The organism is Brevibacillus antibioticus (assembly GCF_005217615.1).
Lineage (GTDB): Bacteria > Bacillota > Bacilli > Brevibacillales > Brevibacillaceae > Brevibacillus > Brevibacillus antibioticus.
The window spans coordinates 1,072,445-1,095,142 of record NZ_SZNK01000001.1 but is presented as its reverse complement, the minus strand read 5'-3'; the positions used below and the strand labels follow the sequence as shown (position 1 = coordinate 1,095,142).

Sequence of the window (22,698 nt, the reverse complement as noted above, 5' to 3'; positions counted from 1 at the left end):
CCTATCCCACTGTGGAAGTAATTGTTTTGGATAATTTGGCAGCTGAGGAGCCTAGGCTTGCTTCAGCGATTAATTCCCGCCAGGATCTAGTGAAGAAGTCTGGTGTTTGGTACCCGTTCACATGGCCAACTGCTGCAGATACAAAGATATCCAGAACGTTTGTTGGACGTGTAATAAGCGTAATGTATTCCTGAATCTGTTCATCGGAAATCGTAGAGATCAAAACAAACTCGTCCCCTGCATAACGACATAAGTAATCTCCCTGTTCTTCAACCAAAGAAGAGAGAACCGATGAATAGGTGCGGATGACATCATCCCCGAATGGATGGCCATGCAGCTTATTAATTCGGCCAAAGTCGTTCAAATCGATAAAAAGCAAATGGAAAGGTTTACGCTCCTTTAAAAAACTTTCCCCAATAAACTGGATGTAGGGAGCGCGATACAAACCCGATAATGGGTCTCGATATTCTGCTATTTTCATCTCTACGATTTCTTTTGTGATGAATCCAATCAGTTGATCCTCTTGCATGACCAAAGCCAGGCCATTTTGTTCTTGATGAAGCGCGTGATAGGCCTCCCAAACATTGTGATTGGCAGACAGGTAAAACGGCTGACTGCTCATGGCATCGGCAACGATTCGATTAGGATGAGCAGACAGCACGTCTCTCGTCGTAACCATTCCCAGTACCTCTCCGTGATCCATGACAACTAACGAATCAACATGAGATTCGTTCATTCGCTCCGCCGCATAAGAGACACTTTTGTCAGAGGTGATGGTACAAATCGTCGTCGTCATGATGTCGGAGATGTTCATAATAGGTCCACCTCTCGTTGAACGGACAATGCTATTTTCAATTCAGATCGCAGAACCATGGAGTCGCTAATCATACGCTCTGCCTCTTCCAGAATGATTTTCATCAATAATTTTTCATCAATCATTTGCAAAAGAGTATTTCTTAACAAGACTGCCTCAATCTTCGGATGATTCATCTTCAGTAAAGTAAATTGTTCTGGGGACAGTGCATCCGCCATTCTCCTTACAGCCTCAGGACCAATTGGTGCTTTCCGTCCGATGATCAACAGATCCTGCATCGGAGGGACTTCAAACTCGGATATTTTTAAGGAAAGCGTTGCTTTCCGAGAATATACGTTGTTATCACTGGCCATAAAAATTCCTCCAATTCTGCATTGCCCTCTTATTCGCCCGCTAATCTGCCTGGTTTACCAAATAAGTAACCCTGGCCGATTGCAACGCCCAATAAAGAAGCGCAAGCAAAATCCTCTTCTTCTTCAACTCCTTCGAGAATGAGTTGAGGTGCCTCTTTGCAAAAATCGACAAACAATTTTACAGTCTTTTGCTTTTCTAATGAACTCGAGAGCTCTTGCGAAAAAAAGCGATCAATCTTGATGTAATCAGGCGAAATATCTTCAATTTTACTGAATATGTTTGCTCCATCTCCGACATCATCCAACGCAATTAGAAACCCCAGCTTTTTCAATTCAGCTATACGTCTTGTAAAAATGGGTTCGCTCCAGCATTCCCCTTCCATAATCGATTCGTTGATCTCCAAAACGATTTGGTTTAAAAAGGGACGGAAGGAACGAGCGATCTTTTGAATAAAGCCAGGAAATGTGTCTTCTGTTAAGGTAGAAGGAAAAATATTCACAAATAAAAGCTCGTTTTTGTGTTCAATCGACGAATGAAAAAAAGTCAAGAGCGCATAATGCAGGGAATGGGCGTCAAGTTCTGGCAGCATTTTGTTTTCCTTCGCCAAAGAAAACAATGCCTCTGGATGGATCCCCGCTTTACTGCGAAGTAATACTTCATACCCTATCCTACTTTTCTCAGGAAGTTGACAAATTGGTTGAAATGCGTGGTAGTACTCTTTTTTCTTAAATAATTCTGCAATGCTCTCCATCAATTTTCCTTTCCCTTTCCTAGCAAGTATGAACACAAAGAAAAAGCTTCTTCCAAGCGAGATATTCAGCGCCAGGGAAGTGCTGGGAAATGTACCTACATGCAAGCGAGCAAAAGAGATTCCGCTCTCTTTAGGATACTTCTAGTCACAACGCAATAACTAGGTAATAAAGATTACAAATATCAACAGACATTTCGACAATATATGTCTTTGTCCCTACTTATTCGCCAACATTTTGCATATTCCTTTCCAAATCATACTAATTGCTTCAAATTAATTAGGAACATGGTACGTATAATGGTTATTTCTCATCGTTATATTTTCACGAATATAGATGTATCAAGTAATTCCACAACTTGTTAACCATTCTGAATCGCATTATATAAATGAAAATAAAATTTCTACTGCTTGTTTCGTCGTTAGCAGCGATCAAGCTTTCTTCATATGGTATGGAAAATGGGTATCGACTTTATTCAAAGGGAGGAAGGTCAGTGGTCAAGACCTCAACGTATACACTGCAAGTGCAAGAAGGCCACTTGTTCACGATTACGCTAGTAGCAAATCCCTCTACAGGCTACCAGTGGGACTTGTCTAATCCCGTAGATGCTCGCTTTTTATCGTTGCATGCGAATCATTTTGTTCCTCCACCATCGCCAGCTCGTATTGGGCAAGAGGGGCATCAGGTGATGTCCTTTCAGGCTTTGCGGCGAGGAATGACATCGATTTCAGTGAAGTATTGTCGGCCATGGGATAGTGGGGAATGTGGGGAGTTTGTGTTTTATGTTGTTACGGTTGTATAGGGGCTATGTTTAAAAAGTACTTACTGTTACTTACTTGGTAGTGAAGTCGTTAGTCTGTATGTGCTGCTTTCATTTATAGGCGCATGCAGACTAAAGGATTTTCCTCGAAAATTTGACTATTTGACATTTGGATAAGCGTTGTCATCTTTACCGACGTGACCATGCAGCATAGCAACAAGCTGTGCATCGAAACATTAAAGTGAGCACATTCTAATGAAAGCCAAATCGAGTCGCATCCGCAACATATCCGAATTCTACATAGGAAGCCCCATCTAATTTTGCAATCGTTCTCACTACTTCTGACTTAGCTCGCTGCCCATTAAAGAAAGTTCTCTTATTGTCAAGGGGACTTTTCTTATCAGGTATCGTACGAAAACAATAAATCATTTCAAAATTTTAAAGGAGCTTTTCACTTTGATAAGAATAGAAGCTTTTTGTATCTCAATTCCCGGGTTCTGTTTCTTAAGAGTCTCAATAGCTCCATCTTTATAGTTTTCCATAGGAGATGTAGCTTCAAAAGGTTACGGGATCGCCTTAGCAGCTAGACTTTCTGAAATAACTTCTTGATCGCCTTTTCGGATTTGTGCATTCCATTCTTTAACACGATCTATACTCGTTTCTTTACTTATGTTCCTACCCTTGCCAATTAGAGAGTCTCTTTCCATATCTACAGTCCTTGCCTAGATGAACAATAATGAAAACATATCAAAAAAGTAATCCACGATCCAATGCTCGGTAACGAATCGCTTCAGCTACATGTGCTACCTCTACGTTGGAAGCGCCCTCTAAATCAGCGATAGTTCTTGCTACTTTGACTATCCTATCGTAAGCTCGGGCACTTAAACCGAGAGTCTCGAAAGCTAACTGCAGCATCTCTTGCCCTTCCTTATCTATTTGAGCAAATTGGCGCAACTCTTCGCCATTCATCACACTGTTAAATGGACATCCTTGGCGATAGTGGTATCTTTCGCATTGAACAGCCCTCGCTTGTTCTACACGCTGTTGAATGTCCTTTGAGGATTCCTCTGCTATTCTGTTGTGAAGAAGTTGAACTGGCACTCTTGGTACCTCAATGTGCAAATCGATGCGGTCTAGTAAGGGACCTGAGAGCTTTGAGCGGTACTTGTAGATTTGTTGGGGAGAGCATGAGCAGGTTTGCTTCTCTCGGGTACCGAAGAATCCGCAAGGGCACGGATTGCATGAACCAATTAACAGAAACCGAGCAGGAAAGGTAAAAACCTGCTTAGATCGTCCAATCGTGACAACCCCTGATTCCAGCGGCTGGCGCAGTACCTCTAATACATGCCGAGAAAACTCGGGCATCTCATCAAGGAAAAGGATACCACCGTGAGACAAGCTACACTCTCCTGGACGCGGGATTTGTGCACCACCGCCAATCAGTGCAGTAGCGGTAATCGTATGGTGCGGTGCACGAAAAGGTCTCTCCTCGACAAGCCCACTCTCCCGCTTCAATTGACCAGCAATACTGTATATTTTTGTCACTTCGTACGATTCATGAATAGTCATGTTCGGCATGATACCAGGCAGGCAAGTAGCTAAAAGAGTTTTCCCTGAGCCTGGTGGCCCCACCAATATCACATTATGAAATCCAGCTGCTGCAATCTCCAAGCCACGTTTTACAAATTGCTGTCCGTAAACATTGGCGAAGTCTGAGGGCAGTTGGTTTTTATTTGTCTTGCCTGTCTCCGATTCAGGAAAAATCAACTCTGAGTTCTTACTATGAAGTCCTTCTTTCCAGTAGTTCACTGCCTCTTCCAAATTACTCGCAGGCAATACGGTAATGTCGACGAGCTGTGCTTCCGCTGCATTTTGTTCGGGGAGGATCACGTGGGTAAATCCTGCTTGTTTGGCTTCTAGCAATATGGGGAGTACGCCCGTTACAGCGCGAAGCGAACCGTCTAATGCCAACTCTCCTAGAACGAGGATTCTCTCTGGTCTAGGGAGCATTTGCTTCGAAGCTAGTAAAATACCAAACGCAATAGCAAGGTCAAAGCCTGAGCCTTCCTTGCGCTGGTCTGCTGGTGCTAGGTTGACGGTGATCCGCTGCATTGGGTAGTCGTAGCCTGCGTTGCGCAAGGCAGCACGAACGCGATCTCTCGCTTCTTTTACTGCTGAACCCCCCAGTCCGACCAAATCAAATTGAGGCAAGCCATTTGCTATGTCTGTTTCTACAGTGACTACCATTCCGTCTATGCCGAGCACCGTGCCTGAATAACTACATGCGTACATGTCCTCTCCCCCTCTAGTTATAGAGTAGGAAAAGATAGAGGGGGTCGGCAAGTAAATAAAGTGCTTGCGCTAAAGGGCGTTACATATAAGGAGCTTTTTGAAAAAGCCGGAATTTCCAAGGGTACAGTTTCCCCCTTCCTCCAAGAAAGACAAACCTCTTTCCGAATATGAAAACTTATTCTTCTACGAATAAGAAAAGTAAAATAAAGTGAAGAAGATAAACAGAAGGCTTTAGAGCATGTGAGGTACTTGAAGTATTTAGCGGAGCAACAGAAATGACAACGAGACATCCTCAATTAGAAGATGTCTCGCTTTTTTGTTCATATTCTACTGTGAAAATTTCGTTAGTATAACGTAATGAATAGTCAGTGGATCAAAGAGAAGGATATGAAGTCAGTAGGCGACGTACAATCAGCGTTAAAGGAATTGTTTGCAGAAACGATCCAAGAAATGCTCGAAGGAGAGATTGAGTCCACGCTTGGGTATGCCAAGCATGACACGAAAAATAAGCGGACAGCCAACAGCCGTAACGGTCATAGTAAAAAAACGGTGCGCTCTGAGTATGGCGAAGTTGACATTCAAATTCCACGTGATCGTGAGGGAGAATCTGAGCCTGTCATTGTAAAGAAGCACCAGTCAAATGTAACAGGGATCGAAGATCAAATCCTTGCGCTGTACGCAAAAGGCGTGTCTACACGTGATATTCAAGACCACCTGCAACAGCTCTACGGCATCGAAGTCTCACCAACACTCATCTCTAATGTCACAAACAAAATCGTTCCACTGATTAAAGAGTGGCAAAATCGCCCCTTGCAATCGGTATATGCCGTTGTTTTCTTAGATGCTATTCACTTTAAAGTAAAGCAGGACGGGGCCATCGTAAACAAGGCTGCCTATATGGTCATTGGAATTGACCTTGACGGTCATAAAGATGTCTTTGGAATGTGGATTGGAGAGAATGAATCGGCTAAATTCTGGCTACATGTACTCAATGAACTGAAAAATCGTGGAGTCCAGGATATTCTCATTACCACCGTCGATAATCTCCGGGGCTTTACGGAGGCCATTTCAGCATGTTATCCAAAGTCAGAGATTCAGAAGTGCGTCATCCATCAAATCCATAACTCTATCAAATATGTTTCTTATAAGGATTTAAAAAGAGTTACAGCTGAATTAAAGCCTATCTACAAAGCTCCAACGGAGCAAGCTGCACTAGAAGAACTCGATCAGTCTGAGCAAACTTGGGGGAGTAAATATCCATTGATGGTACGCTCTTGGCGCACCAATTGGGATGAGATTGCTACCTTCTTTAAATATCCCCCAGAGATTCGAAAGCTCATCTATACGACCAACGTTATTGAAATTTACCATCGGCAACTTCGAAAAGTAACGAAGGGAAAAGCTGTTTTTCCCACCGACGATGCTCTACTTAAGATGTTATATCTCGTGACTATGGATGTCTTACGAAAATGGACAGGACGAGTCCACAATTGGGGACAAATACTGATGCAGCTACCTGTTTTCTTTCAGGATCGCGTACGTCCACACATCCGTTAACAAACAAAGAAAGGCTTCATCCCCGAAGGGATTGTCTTTCTCTACACCAACGCGTCAAGGGTTCACTTCGCCTTACGCCCTTGACCCTGTTGGTTCCATGAAAGATGTCCTAATTAGGGAATGAAACCTTTTCAATATCGGTTGATTGAGTTTACACAAAAATCTTGACAGACCCCATTTTTTACGGTGTGATGAGGATCATATATTACCTTTTCAAATAACCATCAAAGGGTTCAGATCTTACTTTACTCTGACTCCTTGTTCGTACAGTATTTTCAATGTTTCTGCTATTATTCTGGGATTGAGTTTGTTCTTTTCCGTTACCCTTGGAACCATCGAATATGTTTTCTGAGTGATATTTTTTGTTGTTTTTGCTTTCATATGAACCAGTACCATCTTCATTCCCTTTTAATTGAAACACATCCCCCTCAATGATTATTTCATCCATCATATTACCCTCCCTAAAGTGAGTAACCATTTTAATCATTATTTCCGAGTGCCAAGGTTAACACACCAGATAAATAATAACTAAAAATGGAGAAAGTTTCGGTAAATCATTATCGTAAATTATAAAACTTCCCGTAAATACGAGAGGAGAACAACAAGGTACTATTCATTATCGACATGCTATCGCTTTATATACCCTAGACAAGAACGTATATTCTTGTCTTTTATGAAATGTACGTTCTCTTTATGCAAGCAAAAAAGACTTCGCTCTTTTTGGCAAAGTCTTCTAATGAAATGTGTGTATTTGATTGAATTATTCTACTACAGAGTTAATATATAGCTTACCCTTTCCTTGCTCTGTTATCAAAAGAAAGAAGACTTTATCATGTTAGCTAGTTGTATAGTACGTCTTTGTTAATTACGCCAGCTTTTAATTCCTGCCATCCTTCAGTTCCCGCCTCATTAACGAGTGCAGAGTTTTTATTACTATCATACTGATCGAGATTATACTTTTCATTTAATACTACTTGTTTAGCATATAGTTTCTTGTCAGTAGTGATTATATACAAATACGTTGAACTCTCTACAGGTTCCTCACCCTTCCTAAAATCAAATCTTAGGAGAAAGATTGTATCAATATTACCTACTGCAACTGATTGATCTTTTGTTCCTTCGTTCATCCATTTGTAAATTTGTTCGGCTTGTGGCTTATCATTGATCACATCTACCAATTCTGGCTGTGGCTTATTAGACCCCTTTAGGTACATTTGAACCCAAATTGCTGACGGTAATTTTATCGCTTCTTGTGTCGTTTCTGTTGATGAAACTGTTGGTTGATTAACATGACAACCAGAAAACAATAGTACCATCAGACAGACAATTACTCCTTTTAAGCATTCTCTCATAAGCCCCTCCAAAAAAGAAATATACTGCGGCAAGTGAAGTCGCCACAGTAGGTCTAATTACCAAAACATATTGTAACATTGAATATAGAGGTAGTTACCACCACCGACCTTCTTGGGCAAGAAAGACGTATCTATAGTCCAAGGAGTATAACGAAACATGGCATATGTAGCTGCATTTCGTACCCATATTTCACCCCTGTACGTCACGTTCTCGTGTTTAACCGTTTTACCATTATTAACAGTCATCATGACAGGGAACGACTTGCTATCACCTTCGTTGTAAAGTTTTTTCAACGTCCTAGCCGCTCCATCAAATTGTTTATCAAAGCCAGAAAGCTTGTACATATCTCCACCATCTGTAGCTCCATTTCCCAAAGCAAAGATAAACTTTCTATCATCATAATCAATGTCACCTTTTTTTGCTCTCACAAGACCAGATTCCTTTTGTACTAGAGCAAGTAATACCTTTGCGCTTATCCCATGATCCTTTTGGGCATTATAAATTAGTTTAGCAGACGATACGCTTATATTTGCGTCATAAACACTACCATTTTTATCTTTACGGAAGACCTTTACAGGATCAGAAAGAATCGAGTTTTCTCGATTTAAGAACTTTTGGATACTAGCCTCGTTCAAATCCTTTGAGTTAGTAAGTTCAGTATCCGAGATAAAATCATTCATGCGATAGCCTTTCACCATATAGTTTTCATTCGTTACTAGAGCTTCACTCAGTTCAGTTTTACTACCCTCACCCTCTGTGACACTTTCTACTAAATTCGTTGATTTTACTTCAATCAATTTGTCATTGTAAAATCTCTCCACAACAAATTTGCCATCTTTTTGACCGTAACGTTCCTCTCCTCCTTGGCTATCCTCACTAGATATGAGCTGGTCTTCATCCCAGATGTATTTAATTCTTAGACCGTCTGAATGAATCTCTTCAGAAATTTTCTCCTCTTCATCAAAGACAAGAATGGTTACTTTATCGTCTGTCGCCTTTTCTTCTAGTTGCTGGATAGAGATTCGCTCACTGTTTTCCTTTGAAAGAACGACACCCTGATTTCCTCCTCCAATGGTAAGAGAGAGTACTGCAAAAATACTCAGAGACAAAACCTTACACTTCAATTTCATGGTTTTTCTCCCATATTATGGTTTTTTTATTTTAAATTAATCTTCATTCAAAGCTATTTATTTGTAAATAGTTCCTTCGTACTATTTATTTTGAATGTTTCGTTAATAATATATAGAATTCTTAACTCCAAATCTTATTCTCATTCTAGTAACTCTGTTGAAGCGTTGACTTTGTTGTTAATAATTTTATTTATAATTTTTTAATAAAAGGATAGCTGCATCGCATCCGAATTTCACCGCCACTCTCATCAAGCCTTAAAAAATCGCTTTGTCTAAGAGAAGGCAAGTCAACCAAATATCCCCTCCCATTTTCTAGGTGAAATGAGAAGGGACATTAAAGGGTTATTGATTCAGACGTTAAATAGACAATCTTAGCTTATATTTTGCAGATATATTGACCCGGAATTTACTAGACCAGATGTTGTAGGATTTCTGTAAATCGATTCCACTTATCAAAAAATCTGTATTGGTTTAAGTGCATTCACGCTGACTTAGTAAGTGTGTGAACATCAGTTGTAAAATCCTCAATATAATCATTTGAAAATTCCCCACTTACATCAGACAATCTCTCCGAGAGGGGAGAGAAACTTGGTCAAGAATGGGGAGTTTTTTCTGATTAAGGATATGAAACAGAGAGGAATGACGATCAATCAAATTTCCAACGAGTTAGGGAGAGATCGAAAGACAATCCGTAAATGGCTGAAGGAATCAGAGGCAAAGATCTACAAGCGAAAACCTTCAAGTAGATGCATACTAGATCCTTTCAAGACCTATATTCGCCAAAGAATGCAGGAAGGTTGTCTGAACGCAATCGTGTTATTGGATGAAATCAAGGAGCAAGGATATTCGGGAGGCATAACCACTCTTCGTCTGTTCATGAATCCCATTCGACCTACGGTCGTTTCCAAGGCAACTGAGCGTTTTGAAACTCCACCAGGTAAACAAAGCCCAAGTAGACTGGGGAACATTCCGGGTTGATTGGATGGGGCAGAAAAAGCGGATCTACGCTTTTGTAATGGTCCTTGGATACTCTCGTATGCTGTATGTTGAATTTACAGAGGATGAAAAATTGGAGACTCTGATGGGATGCCATACCCGAGCAATGGAATACTTCGGGGGAATAACGGAAACTTGCTTATATGACAATATGAAAACAGTTGTAATCGGCCAGGATGAACGAGGGCAAGTAATTTGGAACGAAAGATTTGCTCGGTTTGCTACCCATCATGGATTTATCTTGCAGCGTTGCAGACCCTACCGTGCTCGGACGAAGGGAAAGGTCGAGAATGGTGTCGCATACATAAGAAAAAATTTCTGGCCACGTATCCGAACATTCAGCGGCTTGAATGATCTGAATCAGCAAGTTCGTCACTGGCTTGATACGGTTGCAAATGTACGCATTCATGGAACCACACATGAAATGCCATCCATGCGTCTTCGAAGGGAATCATTAAAAAGAGCGAATCCTACTCCCTATGAATATGCCGAAAGGCATGTTCGTAAGGTTTCGAATGATTCACTGGTTTCTTATCAAGGAAACCGTTACTCTGTGCCGTTTCAATACATTGGGTACTTTGTTCACATCCAAGATGAGAAAACTGGCGTTTTACGGTTCTTTTACGATAAAACTCTCATCACTGAACATGTAAAAGCAAGCGATGGTCGGCATCAAGTAGCAGTTAATAAAAAACACTTCGAGGGGATTCGAAAAACGAACGGTCAAATGGTTCCCCAACCTATCCCCCGTCTCGTTTCCGTTTCAACACCCGAAGTTTCAGCGTTCTTTATCCGTGTATGAAGCATTAACGGAAGAGGAGGTGAAACTTCAATGATCCTCCAAGAACGACTTCAACTAGCCTTCCAACAACTCGGATGGGTACGTGTACCAGACATACTCCACCAACTTGCAGAAGAGGCTTCTAAACAAAATATATCCTATTTAGAATTCCTAGACAAACTCCTTCAAGAAGAAATCTTCGCCAAAAATGATCGCTATATACGCACTCGAACACGTTTAGCTCGACTCCCGTATCATAAGTCGCTTTCACAGTTTGAGTTCTCGTTCCAACCATCCATTGATGAAAGAAGAATCCGTGACTTTGCTACGCTGCAGTTTATCGAACTCCAAGAAAACATTGTCCTCTTGGGACCGCCAGGCGTTGGGAGTACTCATTTAGCTGTCGCTTTAGCGATGGAGGCCATTTCGAAACGATATTCGGTTTACTTTATTACAGCTCATGACCTAGTACAAAGCTTACAAGAAGCACACCGAACCAATACGATACGCCGTAAGCTAAGTCTCTTTACAAAGCCTGATCTCTTGATCATTGACGAAATTGGGTATCGCAAAATGGATGAAACGGCTGCTCACTTCTTCTTCCAAATTATCGCGGAAAGATACGAGAAAGGCTCAATTATTCTAACATCAAACAAATCGTTCGGCCTGTGGGGAGAGATTTTTGGGGATTCAGTATTGGCTACTGCTATTTTAGACCGACTTCTCCATCACTCTAGTACGGTCAATATAAAGGGAGAAAGTTATCGGATTAAAGAAAAAAAGAAAGCCGGATTCTTCAGATCAGAAATACCTGCGGAAAAAGATCAATCTCTAGATTAGGGACCTGTCGGTCCCATCTAGTGGGGAAAATTCAATTGATGGATTTGGGGAAATTTAAACTGATGTTGACAATCGTAAAAAATAGATAGTTTTCATATCCAAGGACTTCGAAAAACTGTTTTGATTTTCAACCATTTTATAAGTGGTCATTGTTTAAAATCTTATAAAGTTTGCCTTTGATCTGTATAGAATCATAATCAAATGGGAATACATTACATTATTAACTGAAATGAGATAGGTGTGATTTTTATGGAATGGATTTTGCAAAATACAGACATCTTCGACGAGGATATTGATTCAAAATTTAACAAGGTCATTCTAGAAAACAAGAATCGTATAGAACGTGAACATATCTATAAATTTAGAGTTAGTTTTCATGTTAACCTGTTGAATGACAATAGGTTTGAAAAGTTCAATATAATAGATTCAAAAAGAAAAAATGATGGCTCAAAAAAAGATAAAATGTACGCTGTATTAAGTTTTCAATTAGAAAAACTATCAAAGCATCTTACTCAACATGATATTGAAGTTTACTCATTGACTATTCAGGGAGATTATTTAGAAGCAGAGAATCAAATCAAGATAGAACTTATCGAGGATAAAACTGAAGCAACGTATACTAAAGGTAAGAAAAATGTAAGGGCGGTATGCTCATCAATCATCCCAAGTTTACCATCTACTCGTGAAAATATTTCGTACCTTGCGTCTAAAAGATTGAGTGAAATATATTCCGACTTAATGAATATTATTAGTGACAAAAAATTAATGTCTGAGATCCTAGAAATTGAGGAAACAGATAATAATAACGTACTTTTCCAACAATTCGCAAAGCTATATGGAGATTTATGGCTTACCACCAAAGACAGAGCAGAAGAACTACGCAAACAGTTTAAAGATAGAAGTCTATATGTAATCGAAAAACGTCTAGAGAAAGAGAAAAATAAATAAAAATGTATTTTACAACTTAATTTTATTTGCTAAAAAGTCCACAAGTAGTGGACTTAGATTTATTACTTTGTCACACTAACAAGACTTTCAATTTTGATCCATTCAGAACTCCAGTCAAAGAAAGATGCAAGCAAAAAAGACTTCGCTCATGTAGCAAAGTCTTCCAATCAATTGCGTATTTGATTGAATCTCAGGAAAGCATTTTCTTAATTCGTTCTATTCTTTCGTTCTTTTCTTTTTCCTCTTGCTCTTTTCTTAAGCGAATTTCTTCTTTTTTCCTTAACTCTTCATTTTTTTCTAAAGGTAAAATCTCTTGTTTGACTTCTTCAAGTGTTCTCTTTACTGAATTTTTAATACTTTCATCATCATAAACCCAGCCACAATTATGTCCATGAATTCCAAACAACAATTCTTGTATTGAGCCATCTTTTGCAAAAATTAAGGCATTATCGTAATCATCTACTTCAAAGTATAGATTATTTCTTTCAAGTCTCCAATAAAGAGTTTTGTCAATGCTTGTCCCATTAAGTTTATAAATTGCTGCCTGTTTTATTATTGCATTCACTTCTTTTTTAAAAATATTGATACCAATACTCGACATATCCAATTTCATTGACCTCCTTTATATCACACAATTACATTAATTATAATTATAAAGATTATTTCCATTATTTACAACTTTAGCTTAAATGTCTCTTTTATTGTGATAGCAATTGCAATTGATTTTTATAGTAACACTCTAATGCTCCATCGATAAATTCAACAGTTATTGGGTAAGCTTCTTCCAACGAGATATCAATTACTCTTCCTTCTATCCCTTTGTAATGTCCTTCTAAAACAAACACCTTGCTGTTAATCCCGATCATTGTTTTTAATCCCCATTAAAAAACGACTTTATTTGTTTTCATTTTTGATATTTTCACAGTAGTGACAATCACGTATATTTGCAAACTTGTAGGCATCCAAATCATTTTGATAAACAAACTCTTTTCCAAATCTCTCTGTATCTCTTTCGAAGCACCTAATTACCTTATCGAATGCAATACAATGCTTCCAATCTTTCAAAGTGAAGTTCAACCAGCTTCATAAACTCATTATTTTATTTAGTTAGTTTGAGTAGAATGAGTAAAACACTCATCCCCTTACCTATAAATACATAATTGTTCCGTTTCTAATAAACAGCCTTACTTCTAGTTCAACCCCTGCGGCATCCTTAAACCATTCAATATCATTACCACTGTGATCTTTTGTAATAAATACTTGACTATGATGACCTTTGGGTAATGTGCCTCCATCGTCTTTTATCACGACTACTTGCTTATCAATTAACATAATACATGCCTCATTTCAGATTGTGCAGTGAGAGGAATTCGTCAAACGTTAGATTGCATTCTTGCTTTTCCACCTCAGACAAAACACCTTGCTTATTTTCCACCTCTAAAGCATTTTTAATCTTCTCTACTAAATCAGTTTCACTTAGAACTTGATTGTGAGTTACATAATTACCATTGGTAAAACTCAACGGAAAGATAATCACTTGATTTGGATAAGTGACTTTAAAATATTTTGTAATCGTCATACTAATCCCCCTTTAATCTACATAATTTACCAACAAATTTAACACAAGACTTCCAATAAATCTATGCTTTCATTGAAGTACAAATTTGAAAGGTAGTACATATTTATTACACCCATTACAAACGATAGAATGTATCTACTTTGTTTGGAGGGATAAATATGGGATGGCGAAAAATTAAATTCTCTGTGGAAAATGTAATCACTGCGGGTAGAGAAGTAGGTGAGGTTTTAGCAGATCCAGCAGGCATTATTAATAGAGGGAGAAATGCACTTGATTGGGAAAGTGTAGCTGATTATGCTACTCGAGAATTTGATTGGACTGAAGTTACTGATCAGCTTGAAATTTTTAAAGAACGGTTAGAAGTTTTAATGGAAGAGGCGCTGATGGGGGCACACAAGATGAGATCAATCAAGCTTGGCAGGAGTTAGATAATACTATCGGTTCACTAAAGCAAGAGGCAATTGACTCAATGAACAAAATTGTGTGTCAAGCTTACACGCTATTTGTTGAAAACGTATATGATGAATTAACGGCAGAACAGCAAGAATATGTAGATTCTATAAAAGAAGTTATAGAGAAAATTAAAGAACTTCAGGAAATGTTTGACATAGAAAAGGTCAAAGCAGAAATTTTGAACAAAGCCGAGGAACTTTGCGAGGGGTATTTACGCGAAAAATTGGCTTTTCTTGCAGATCTAAATGTTAAAGGTGTGCCAGATGTAGAGATATCGCTAAGTGGAACCGTTATCAAGTTTGAAATGTACATTTATATTATCTTTATAGACGATGATGAGGGGACCGCTAAAGACAAATACTTTGCTTTACTTGCTGTACAATTGGAGGAAGACATATCACACCCAACTACACCAAGCCCAACTGTAGAACCCAGTTATATTCTCGAGCGTGTAAGTGAGGAGATTAGAGAGCGAGTAGATGAGGAACTGAGAAGAGAGAAGGATGCCATTATTGAACTGTTATTGAAAACTTTCTTCTCAGACTACATTGGAGTGTTTAATAAGATAAAACCATATTTAGACGCGTTATAAGATAATATAACTATGGGAGAGGTTTTAATTGAATTTAATGGAAACTTTAATTGATAATAGCCGCCAAGGTTGTTGCTTGACAAAGATAATAATTGATGAATATTTTGTCAATAAGGATGAGTTAATCTTTAATAAAATCGAATTTATATTCATATGACAATTATACCAAATATTTCTGTACCTTACGATCTATACTGGAGTTATCTTCCTTGTTTTGAATACTACTCACTAGTGTGGTAATGGGGTATTTTTCCGCTCAAATAAATAAAAAAGACACAAGCATTTGGTTGCTCATGTCCTTTCGCATTTACTTGACTTTGTTTCAGTTAACGATCACATTATGAAATCCAGCTGCTGCAATCTCCAAGCCACGTTTTACAAATTGCTGTCCGTAAACATTGGCGAAGTCTGAGGGCAGTTGGTTTTTATTTGTCTTGCCTGTCTCCGATTCAGGAAAAATCAACTCTGAGTTCTTACTATGAAGTCCTTCTTTCCAGTAGTTCACTGCCTCTTCCAAATTACTCGCAGGCAATACGGTAATGTCGACGAGCTGTGCTTCCGCTGCATTTTGTTCGGGGAGGATCACGTGGGTAAATCCTGCTTGTTTGGCTTCTAGCAATATGGGGAGTACACCCGTTACAGCGCGAAGAGAACCGTCTAATGCCAACTCTCCTAGAACGAGGATTCTCTCTGGTCTAGGGAGCCTTTGCTTCGAGGCTAGTAAAATACCAAACGCAATAGCAAGGTCGAAGCCTGAGCCTTCCTTGCGCTGGTCTGCTGGTGCCAGGTTGACGGTGATCCTCTGCATTGGGTAGTCGTAACCTGCGTTGCGCAAGGCAGCACGAACGCGATCTCTCGCTTCTTTTACTGCTGAACCACCCAGTCCGACCAAATCAAATTGAGGCAAGCCATTTGCTATGTCTGTTTCTACAGTGACTACCATTCCGTCTATGCCGAGCACCGTGCCTGAATAACTGCATGCGTACATGTCCTCTCCCCCTCTGGTTATAGGGTAGGAAAAGATAGAGGGGGTGGGCAAGTAAATAAAGTGCTTGCCGCTTATCTAAAGGGCGTTACATATGAGGAGCTTTTGGAGAAAGCCGGAATTTTGGAGGGTACATCTTCCCCTTCCTCCAAGAAAGACATACCTCTTTCCGAATATGAAAGCTTATTCTTCTACGAATTAGAAAAGCAAAGCGAGGAAGATAAACAAAAGGCTTTAGACCCTGTGAGGCACTTGAGGTATTTATAGAGCAACAAAAATGGCAACGGGACATCCTCAATTAGAAGATGTCTCGCTTTTTTGTTCATATTATACTGTGAAAATTTCGTTAGTATAACGTACTGAATAGTCCTTAAGAAGTTCATTTAAAGAATCTGCTTCTTTCGGAAGTCGTTCCTCCAATACGTCCCATCCAGATATAGTTATTTTCTTGGGTAGCTTTACCATCCTGGTGATTGCGTCCCAAAACGCATTCCAATTCATACCGTACACATCAGGAAAATCAAGTTTACGTTTCAAGATTATATGAAGATCTGCTGGAGCCACTACACGGGAAATATCTAAAAGTATATGCGTCATTCTTGCCCTTTTTTTTATGGCTTCCGGAAACTCCGAGTGCCGCTTGCGCCAAGTGTATAAAGTCTGGATACTCGTCCCGAGAAAATCAGCAAGTTCTTGCTCGGTCTACCTTCTGCCATCCTGCCCACTTCTTCTTTAAGCTTTTCAACATTAAACTCACTTATAGTTAACTAAAATAATACCCTTCACCGCTGGATCAATATCCAACTTCTTAACATGGCTAATAAACTTATCACCACTAAACGTATTCCCTTTAATTGAAGTTCAAAGCTACATTAAACGCCTTACAGAATCATTCATGCTATTTAAGTAGGAATTCATAAGTCTCTTTGTAATTAGGCTCTTGGGCTACTGGATTCATTCAATCTTCCTCCATACACTAGATAATTTCATCGAAAATTAGATTAGGTAACTTTCTGAATCCCCCAATAAATAATAAAAAAACCAAGCTATGTGCTTGGCTCCATCGTTACTATTAGTATGGCTATTTTAGGAGTGCTGATCTTTAGTGGATATATTCTATATATGATATTTCTATTTATAAGCATGGATTGCGAGAAGAAGATTTCCCACTCGCGGTAATTTCTCTTTACTTAGATTTTCCAATTTTTTCCTCAACATTCTAAACATTTTCGATTAGTTAAACGGTTAAAAATACCATAAAAAAAATGATTTAATTAATAATATCCAAACACAGTTACAGCTCTCTGTTACATAAGAAAAAAGCATCCTACCGTAGCAAGATGCTCAATTTTGCAAACGCATTTTGATTGTGCGACTAATCGTAACTTCTAATGTAACCTTTCACATAATATTCAGCGCCGACCGGTAGCTTATACTGACAAGCTCCATCCATATAATAGTTGGTGGTGAAAGTTCCATTGTTTACTTCGAAAGTGTTTATCGTATCCGCCTTCCATGTTCTCCCACCATCGCAACAAGGGTTCGCTTCGCCTTACGCCCTTGACCCTGTTGGTCCGTGGAAGATGTCCTAATTAGGGGATGAAACCTTTTCAATATCGGTTGATTGAGTTTACACAAAAATCTTGACAGACCCGAAAATGCTGAGAGAAGAGCTGCAAAACCCAGTGTTAGAACTTTTTGCTTTCATTGAATAAGCCGCTCCTAACTTTATGTATATATAGTACATACATTACATAACCCCAAATATTATCAGTTATGTGTTTCAAATTAGTATTACTTAAACAAAATATTTAGATTTAGCTTAATAAAAACGGAATTTGATTGGTTCTATTAAAGCAAATGAACACTCTAGGATTACCTAATAGGTCCCCCTCATTTTTTATGGAAAGTCTGTTAGTTTAGTATTTAACACGCCTTATGAGTCATGTTATAAGCATTATTTCTCAGTTCTTCAATCCATTCACATTCTTTTTTCGAAGTTCATTCTCTTCGCACTCTTCCAAAATGGAGAAAGTAAAGTTATTTTCACGATATTGATTCCATGATTTTTGAAGATTACCGTTATGATGGATATTCGCTCGGAGATCCGTTCTATGCTGTTGCCAACGTGAATAAACATCCTTACTCATTCCACGTATTTCTTACCATCAATTAAACTCTCGATACAGTAAATACCCGTAATCCGTTCTTGGCCATCTTCATCATCAATTTCTTCAACAATAAACTCACTTTGTAATTTCAATTGTTCATTTTCTTGTTGCAGTTTTTCAATCTTTCAATCACGATAGTATACTTTACCGTATTTCGATTGTCTGATTTATTCCTTCTCCCCTTCCAAGATCCATTTGATCATATTATCGAGAGTTCTTACTTCACCTTCATTACCTTTCGACTTATGTTCATCCAATAATTTATTCATTGCCTTTAGCATCTCAGCGTACATCTTCTTATAAGTGAACTATTTTTCGTCTTATCACACTATTGGAAAAGTCTCCTAATTAAATGCCTATTTTATTTTCTTTTTGTTGCCTGTCTGAGAATTCCACTAATCATTTCAAGGAGTTGGATGCCTCAAGAATATATACATATTAATTAGTTCTATATTACTATATACACCATTATTGACAAATGTTACCATTTGATTGTGGAACTCAACCTTTATAAAAAATCTGGAGGTGTTTATGTGATTAGTAAGGGAAAGCAAACTTTTTTAAGCTCTTTGGCTATTGCCACTTTTATGGTTGTGGCAGCACCAGTGTCTGCGAGTCCCATCCTACTGACATCTGAGCTTCCCAGCAGCAGCATACAGTCAAATTCTGATAGTATTACGACTCAAGCCTGCAACCCTTGTAGAGTCAAAAGTTATTTGTATCCAAAAAAAGATTATAGTAGAAGCGATTTTACTTCAACAACATACATTACCGTTGGTGGCGTAGAGTACTTTTTCTGGTATATAGATGACGAGGAAAGTACTGCCACACATTGGAAGGTTTACTTTAGAGAAGAATAGAGACAAATCCTTGAGGTTGTTCTAACAAACAACCTCAAGGATTTTTTGAATTTTTAGATATATAATTAAATATTGCCTTCAAGGAGGCTAATTTGGTTCTGTACAGAAATTGGTTGTAGCATTTAAAACATCTATCCACGTTTAACACTCCTTTTCATTAAAATTTTTTCGTTTTCTTTTAAACTAAATCTGCTGCTCTCAATTCAGCAGTATGAAATATGTGTATTTTAGACCATCCAAGACTACTCTCCTCGAATCTAAACCCAGCAGATCCATCCTTCCATTCGCTTACTCTTTTTACGGCTTTGTTGTGTCATTTTGATTAATCATATCCGCACCCTCTTACTTTTAATGAAATGCCAATTATATTCTCTTTTGCAACCAAGTATCAGCACCTACCTCTTCCAAAATAAGCTGATAGCCTTGCTTAAGAAACCACTCTACGACGAAATCATAATTAGGATTGCTCCTTTTGATCATTGAATTAATTATATTGACGTTGCTATTAACAATCAGCTTTTCCATTTCCAATAATATAAACGTTCCAGTACCTTTATTGGATTCATCCTTGTATACACATAGTGAAACTTCTGCTTCAACTTCTCCATCTTCGTTATAAAAAGTGTCTATCCATCCCAAGCCCGCAAGCTCATTTTCACAATTTAAAGCCACATAGAACTCATATTCTCTTTTCATTGCATTAACATCAACTATATCAGAGAAACCAAATGCCTCTTTGTGTTGCAGTAACACTTCTTGAATTTCTTCATCATGAAAAACATTTCTACTTTGCATAAGTTTCATTTGGTTGCATCCTTCCCCGATAAAAACGATATTTCATCTTTATTTTTCTGCTTTAATTCTATTCCAGATCATGTCCATCTTAGTTAGCATTTCATGTTGTACGTGAATTCTAAAGTCTCTATTCTTAATCGAATTTCTCTTCTCAAAATCTTCAACAAATCTCATCCAGTTATTTTGGAAAAAGGAGGTTCTTAATCTTTGGTTGGAGCACAACTTGAATTCATCACAGGCTAATAGATGTTCTGACCATTCCTTTAACAGTACATCAGATGCTTGCTGTCTTTGAGTTTCTTCATTATCTTTAATTGACTCATGCTCTTCTTTTAGTATCAAATACTTCGAATCTTCTTCAAGACTGTCAATAATATCCTCAACAGCAATGCTAACTAGTCTATCCCAGTCTTTGTAATTAGCACGACACTCCTCGATTACTAATGCCATGGTTGGGAGGACTGCTATTAGAGTTACTGCAACAATCTCATCGCGTGGTATGAATTTAAGCTACTTATTATGCTGCACAAGCCTTTTGTTTATGTAACTTCTCATTTTGGGACTCTCAAGATCATAGAAATAATCGTCGACTTCAGGTGTTTTTAAAGCGTTGCAATTCCTTTTGTTCCTTACGTATCAATCATCCAAAACTTTTTCTAAATCGCTATCAGAAATGTTTCGTTCATCAATAAATGCTTCGTGTCTTAATCTCCAATACTTCATTCTGATTTCTCTAAGTTGAGGACTCTGGATGTAATTTATTTCTTCTTGGTTCAATATTACTTTAAACTGATCTTCATAGTTCAAATAATCCATTTTGACAACCCCCCCCCATTGGATGAAATCATCCTTTTATCCTAATGCTTCTTATTTCAATACTTGTATTTCTCGATTAGCTTATTAATATCATTCGGAATATGCCCTTTAGATAATAAATACTCATTTGACTCCTGCATCTCCTCAATCTCTTTAATTAATTGATTCGCTTTCGATATGTCCTTTCAAAAAACTCCAAATCAGGGCTTATCTTTTTGAATTCACTATAAATCACTTCTGCTCCACGAACAATCTGATTTGCACTACTTGTTAAAACAAAGATGTTATTCATCATTTGTAATGCAGATTTTAAACTGATACCCTCGGTCGTTTTATCAATTTTGGAAATGTATTAATGAAACTTATAATCATTTAATTCTCCCGCTTCGTGCCAATCCTCAAACATGGTGTTATTATCAGAAAAATTGTAGTTCTCAAGTGTGTAATATTCTGTTAATAGCTAATAAGCAATATCTAAAATTGATTCGCTTTCATGTTCTACACTTATACTTACTTCAACGTTCTCTTTATCATTCGACTCATAGTACTCACAGATTAATTTTATTGTCATCTAATTATTCCTCCCTTTGAAATCTTTATTTCATTGATTTGATTTGCGTTTTCCTCGTATCCTTTTGTGGCAAAAACTATTGCAACTGCTGCAAAAGTTAAATAGTTGCCGAGTGAAGAAATTAGTATCATTTTTCTTTGTTTCAGTTAACGATCACATTATGAAATCCAGCTGTAGCGATCTCCAAGCCACGTTCAAGGGGCATAGTGTAATTTTATAAAACGACGCTTATAAAAATGGAATCTAACATCCTGTTACTATTAATGTTGTTTTAGATATACGGACGAATTAGACTAATCCTTCAGCACTATCATCCCAAATATAGTTGGCCTATTAGTCTCAAACTGATGAATGAATCAATTCTTCTCCAAAAATGCTTATTGATTGCTCCCAGGGATGCCCATAGTATCCTCACGTAAAATTTTTATTCAAATAGAAGCAATAGTCACTATTTGTGATGCCAATCAAGTGCATAGATATATTCATCGGTTGGTAACACACTTCTCCTCAAGATCATCGATATCATCATCCGTATATTCAGTAATATCAAAAGTAACAAAAGGAATCGGTAAACGATAGGAAGGCCAATCACTGCTATGGATGCTTGGTTTGAATTTAAAATCCTTATAAAATTCACCCCAAACCAGACAATATTGCTCATCCAAAAATGGAATCCAATTGTCCCTGTTACATCTCCTCTTGATTCTTTAATGATTCATTCATCAAGCACCTGCCACTCCCCCATACATTTATGGAAAACTTTCACTCCAACAGGTATACTACTAATAAATAGGTAAGGAGTTGGTTCTACTTGATTTTTACGGTTGATTGCCACCAAATTTCTATCCACTACGAACATGCTGAACCTGTTCATATCGACTGGGACGAAGTCTACAGTGTCTCTTACTATAAGATCGATTGCATTGAGTACGAAATGGGGTACCTCGTTTTTGACTTGGTTTACGGTGAGTTCATTGAGATTAATGATAGTGAACAGAATTGGGAAAAAATCGTAAGTGACCTTGAAAAATACTTACCCTCGCAAACAAGCGATTGCAGGCATACATTACGTAGTTGGTCGATCGACGATGGCATTCTTTATCTTTATGAAAAAGCGTAAAACGAAGGTGAACTAGATTGAGAATTTTTGAACGCATTTCCTTTTACAGCGACCTGGATCTCATTACTTTATCCAACGATTTAGAACGTGTATTATTGCTAAAACCATTTGAATATGATGGGGAAAACGATAATCGCTGGTCCTGGACTTATGATCGAGACCACATTCAAATCAATATATCT

At 38.2% G+C, this 22,698-nt stretch carries 26 protein-coding genes and 2 pseudogenes; 10 read left to right on the top strand and 18 right to left on the bottom strand.

Annotated features, from left to right (window positions below):
* Position 1: 1 nt before the first annotated feature.
* Genes E8L90_RS05505 through E8L90_RS05495 form a run of 3 tightly spaced genes read right to left on the bottom strand, consistent with a single transcriptional unit; the run spans position 2 to position 1,919 of the window.
* Positions 2 to 814 carry a CBS domain-containing protein gene (locus E8L90_RS05505; RefSeq protein WP_137028339.1) on the bottom strand — a complete coding sequence of 271 codons (813 nt, stop codon included), beginning with the start codon at positions 812 to 814 and terminating at the stop codon, positions 2 to 4.
* Positions 811 to 1,167 carry a hypothetical protein gene (locus tag E8L90_RS05500; RefSeq protein ID WP_017249346.1) on the bottom strand — a complete coding sequence of 119 codons (357 nt, stop codon included), beginning with the start codon at positions 1,165 to 1,167 and terminating at the stop codon, positions 811 to 813. Before E8L90_RS05500 ends, E8L90_RS05505 begins: the two co-directional genes overlap by 4 nt.
* Before the next feature lie 29 nt (positions 1,168 to 1,196).
* Positions 1,197 to 1,919, bottom strand: coding sequence for an EAL domain-containing protein (locus tag E8L90_RS05495; RefSeq protein ID WP_137028338.1), 723 nt, complete (start codon positions 1,917 to 1,919; stop codon positions 1,197 to 1,199).
* Positions 1,920 to 2,410: 491 nt separating this feature from the next.
* On the opposite strand from E8L90_RS05495, the gene E8L90_RS05490 reads away from it, so the two are divergent.
* Positions 2,411 to 2,719 (top strand): protease inhibitor I42 family protein, encoded by a 309-nt coding sequence (locus tag E8L90_RS05490; RefSeq protein ID WP_137028337.1) that lies wholly within the window; start codon positions 2,411 to 2,413, stop codon positions 2,717 to 2,719.
* A gap of 705 nt (positions 2,720 to 3,424) precedes the next feature.
* Here E8L90_RS05490 and E8L90_RS05485 read toward each other — a convergent pair.
* Positions 3,425 to 4,969, bottom strand: coding sequence for a YifB family Mg chelatase-like AAA ATPase (locus tag E8L90_RS05485; protein ID WP_137028336.1), 1,545 nt, complete (start codon positions 4,967 to 4,969; stop codon positions 3,425 to 3,427).
* A gap of 357 nt (positions 4,970 to 5,326) precedes the next feature.
* Between E8L90_RS05485 and E8L90_RS05475 the strand changes: the two genes are divergently transcribed.
* On the top strand, positions 5,327 to 6,526 hold the full coding sequence (locus tag E8L90_RS05475; protein WP_137028335.1) for an IS256 family transposase: 1,200 nt from the start codon (positions 5,327 to 5,329) through the stop codon (positions 6,524 to 6,526).
* A 205-nt stretch (positions 6,527 to 6,731) separates the two neighbouring features.
* On the opposite strand, the gene E8L90_RS05470 is transcribed toward E8L90_RS05475, so the two are convergent.
* From E8L90_RS05470 to E8L90_RS05460, 3 genes are all read right to left on the bottom strand, one after another.
* Positions 6,732 to 6,974 (bottom strand): hypothetical protein, encoded by a 243-nt coding sequence (locus tag E8L90_RS05470; protein WP_137028334.1) that lies wholly within the window; start codon positions 6,972 to 6,974, stop codon positions 6,732 to 6,734.
* A 391-nt stretch (positions 6,975 to 7,365) separates the two neighbouring features.
* Positions 7,366 to 7,878 carry a hypothetical protein gene (locus tag E8L90_RS05465; RefSeq protein ID WP_137028333.1) on the bottom strand — a complete coding sequence of 171 codons (513 nt, stop codon included), beginning with the start codon at positions 7,876 to 7,878 and terminating at the stop codon, positions 7,366 to 7,368.
* A gap of 57 nt (positions 7,879 to 7,935) precedes the next feature.
* Positions 7,936 to 9,009, bottom strand: a complete 1,074-nt coding sequence (locus E8L90_RS05460) for a hypothetical protein (RefSeq protein ID WP_137028332.1) — start codon at positions 9,007 to 9,009, stop codon at positions 7,936 to 7,938.
* Positions 9,010 to 9,597: 588 nt separating this feature from the next.
* Here E8L90_RS05460 and E8L90_RS30620 point away from each other — a divergent pair.
* The 4 genes from E8L90_RS30620 (at position 9,598) to E8L90_RS05445 (ending at position 12,574) form a co-directional block, all read left to right on the top strand.
* Positions 9,598 to 9,987 (top strand): hypothetical protein, encoded by a 390-nt coding sequence (locus E8L90_RS30620; RefSeq protein WP_244297161.1) that lies wholly within the window; start codon positions 9,598 to 9,600, stop codon positions 9,985 to 9,987.
* Positions 9,988 to 9,991: 4 nt separating this feature from the next.
* Positions 9,992 to 10,807, top strand: coding sequence for an IS21 family transposase (gene istA / locus E8L90_RS05455; RefSeq protein WP_244297160.1), 816 nt, complete (start codon positions 9,992 to 9,994; stop codon positions 10,805 to 10,807).
* Between the two features lie 30 nt (positions 10,808 to 10,837).
* Complete coding sequence (gene istB, locus E8L90_RS05450; protein WP_137028331.1) at positions 10,838 to 11,626, top strand: IS21-like element helper ATPase IstB; 789 nt, start codon at positions 10,838 to 10,840, stop codon at positions 11,624 to 11,626.
* Between the two features lie 249 nt (positions 11,627 to 11,875).
* On the top strand, positions 11,876 to 12,574 hold the full coding sequence (locus E8L90_RS05445) for a hypothetical protein (RefSeq protein WP_137028330.1): 699 nt from the start codon (positions 11,876 to 11,878) through the stop codon (positions 12,572 to 12,574).
* A gap of 190 nt (positions 12,575 to 12,764) precedes the next feature.
* On the opposite strand, the gene E8L90_RS05440 is transcribed toward E8L90_RS05445, so the two are convergent.
* From E8L90_RS05440 to E8L90_RS05430, 4 genes are all read right to left on the bottom strand, one after another.
* Positions 12,765 to 13,187 carry a hypothetical protein gene (locus E8L90_RS05440; protein WP_162309041.1) on the bottom strand — a complete coding sequence of 141 codons (423 nt, stop codon included), beginning with the start codon at positions 13,185 to 13,187 and terminating at the stop codon, positions 12,765 to 12,767.
* A gap of 85 nt (positions 13,188 to 13,272) precedes the next feature.
* The gene (locus tag E8L90_RS29860; RefSeq protein ID WP_162309040.1) at positions 13,273 to 13,440 is read right to left on the bottom strand and encodes a hypothetical protein; all 168 of its coding nucleotides are present in this window, start codon (positions 13,438 to 13,440) and stop codon (positions 13,273 to 13,275) included.
* A gap of 280 nt (positions 13,441 to 13,720) precedes the next feature.
* Positions 13,721 to 13,906, bottom strand: coding sequence for a hypothetical protein (locus E8L90_RS05435; protein ID WP_137028328.1), 186 nt, complete (start codon positions 13,904 to 13,906; stop codon positions 13,721 to 13,723).
* A gap of 10 nt (positions 13,907 to 13,916) precedes the next feature.
* Complete coding sequence (locus E8L90_RS05430; protein WP_137028327.1) at positions 13,917 to 14,153, bottom strand: hypothetical protein; 237 nt, start codon at positions 14,151 to 14,153, stop codon at positions 13,917 to 13,919.
* Between the two features lie 158 nt (positions 14,154 to 14,311).
* Between E8L90_RS05430 and E8L90_RS05425 the strand changes: the two genes are divergently transcribed.
* Positions 14,312 to 14,581 carry a hypothetical protein gene (locus tag E8L90_RS05425; protein ID WP_137028326.1) on the top strand — a complete coding sequence of 90 codons (270 nt, stop codon included), beginning with the start codon at positions 14,312 to 14,314 and terminating at the stop codon, positions 14,579 to 14,581.
* A gap of 41 nt (positions 14,582 to 14,622) precedes the next feature.
* The gene (locus tag E8L90_RS05420; RefSeq protein WP_137028325.1) at positions 14,623 to 15,198 is read left to right on the top strand and encodes a hypothetical protein; all 576 of its coding nucleotides are present in this window, start codon (positions 14,623 to 14,625) and stop codon (positions 15,196 to 15,198) included.
* Positions 15,199 to 15,526: 328 nt separating this feature from the next.
* Here the strand turns inward: E8L90_RS05420 and E8L90_RS05415 are convergent.
* Positions 15,527 to 16,186: pseudogene (locus tag E8L90_RS05415) on the bottom strand (magnesium chelatase domain-containing protein); the annotation flags it as partial.
* 324 nt (positions 16,187 to 16,510) lie between these two features.
* Complete coding sequence (locus E8L90_RS31305) at positions 16,511 to 16,780, bottom strand: barstar family protein (RefSeq protein ID WP_137028324.1); 270 nt, start codon at positions 16,778 to 16,780, stop codon at positions 16,511 to 16,513.
* 2,107 nt (positions 16,781 to 18,887) lie between these two features.
* Between E8L90_RS31305 and E8L90_RS05400 the strand changes: the two genes are divergently transcribed.
* On the top strand, positions 18,888 to 19,214 hold the full coding sequence (locus E8L90_RS05400; RefSeq protein ID WP_162309039.1) for a hypothetical protein: 327 nt from the start codon (positions 18,888 to 18,890) through the stop codon (positions 19,212 to 19,214).
* Between the two features lie 363 nt (positions 19,215 to 19,577).
* On the opposite strand, the gene E8L90_RS05395 is transcribed toward E8L90_RS05400, so the two are convergent.
* The 5 genes and pseudogenes from E8L90_RS05395 to E8L90_RS30610 all read right to left on the bottom strand — a co-directional run bounded on the left by E8L90_RS05395 (position 19,578) and on the right by E8L90_RS30610 (position 22,061).
* A complete protein-coding gene (locus E8L90_RS05395) occupies positions 19,578 to 20,018 on the bottom strand; it encodes a hypothetical protein (protein WP_137028322.1) in 441 nt (146 codons plus the stop codon).
* A gap of 39 nt (positions 20,019 to 20,057) precedes the next feature.
* Positions 20,058 to 20,459: a hypothetical protein gene (locus E8L90_RS05390; RefSeq protein ID WP_137028321.1), complete on the bottom strand. Its 402-nt coding sequence runs from the start codon at positions 20,457 to 20,459 to the stop codon at positions 20,058 to 20,060.
* Between the two features lie 186 nt (positions 20,460 to 20,645).
* On the bottom strand, positions 20,646 to 20,825 hold the full coding sequence (locus E8L90_RS05385) for a hypothetical protein (RefSeq protein ID WP_137028320.1): 180 nt from the start codon (positions 20,823 to 20,825) through the stop codon (positions 20,646 to 20,648).
* Between the two features lie 910 nt (positions 20,826 to 21,735).
* Positions 21,736 to 21,783, bottom strand: a pseudogene (locus E8L90_RS30615) (hypothetical protein); the annotation flags it as partial.
* Positions 21,784 to 21,878: 95 nt separating this feature from the next.
* Positions 21,879 to 22,061 (bottom strand): DUF2716 domain-containing protein, encoded by a 183-nt coding sequence (locus E8L90_RS30610; protein WP_244297158.1) that lies wholly within the window; start codon positions 22,059 to 22,061, stop codon positions 21,879 to 21,881.
* Between the two features lie 146 nt (positions 22,062 to 22,207).
* Between E8L90_RS30610 and E8L90_RS05375 the strand changes: the two genes are divergently transcribed.
* On the top strand, positions 22,208 to 22,516 hold the full coding sequence (locus E8L90_RS05375; protein WP_137028319.1) for a hypothetical protein: 309 nt from the start codon (positions 22,208 to 22,210) through the stop codon (positions 22,514 to 22,516).
* The last annotated feature ends 182 nt before the right edge of the window (positions 22,517 to 22,698 follow it).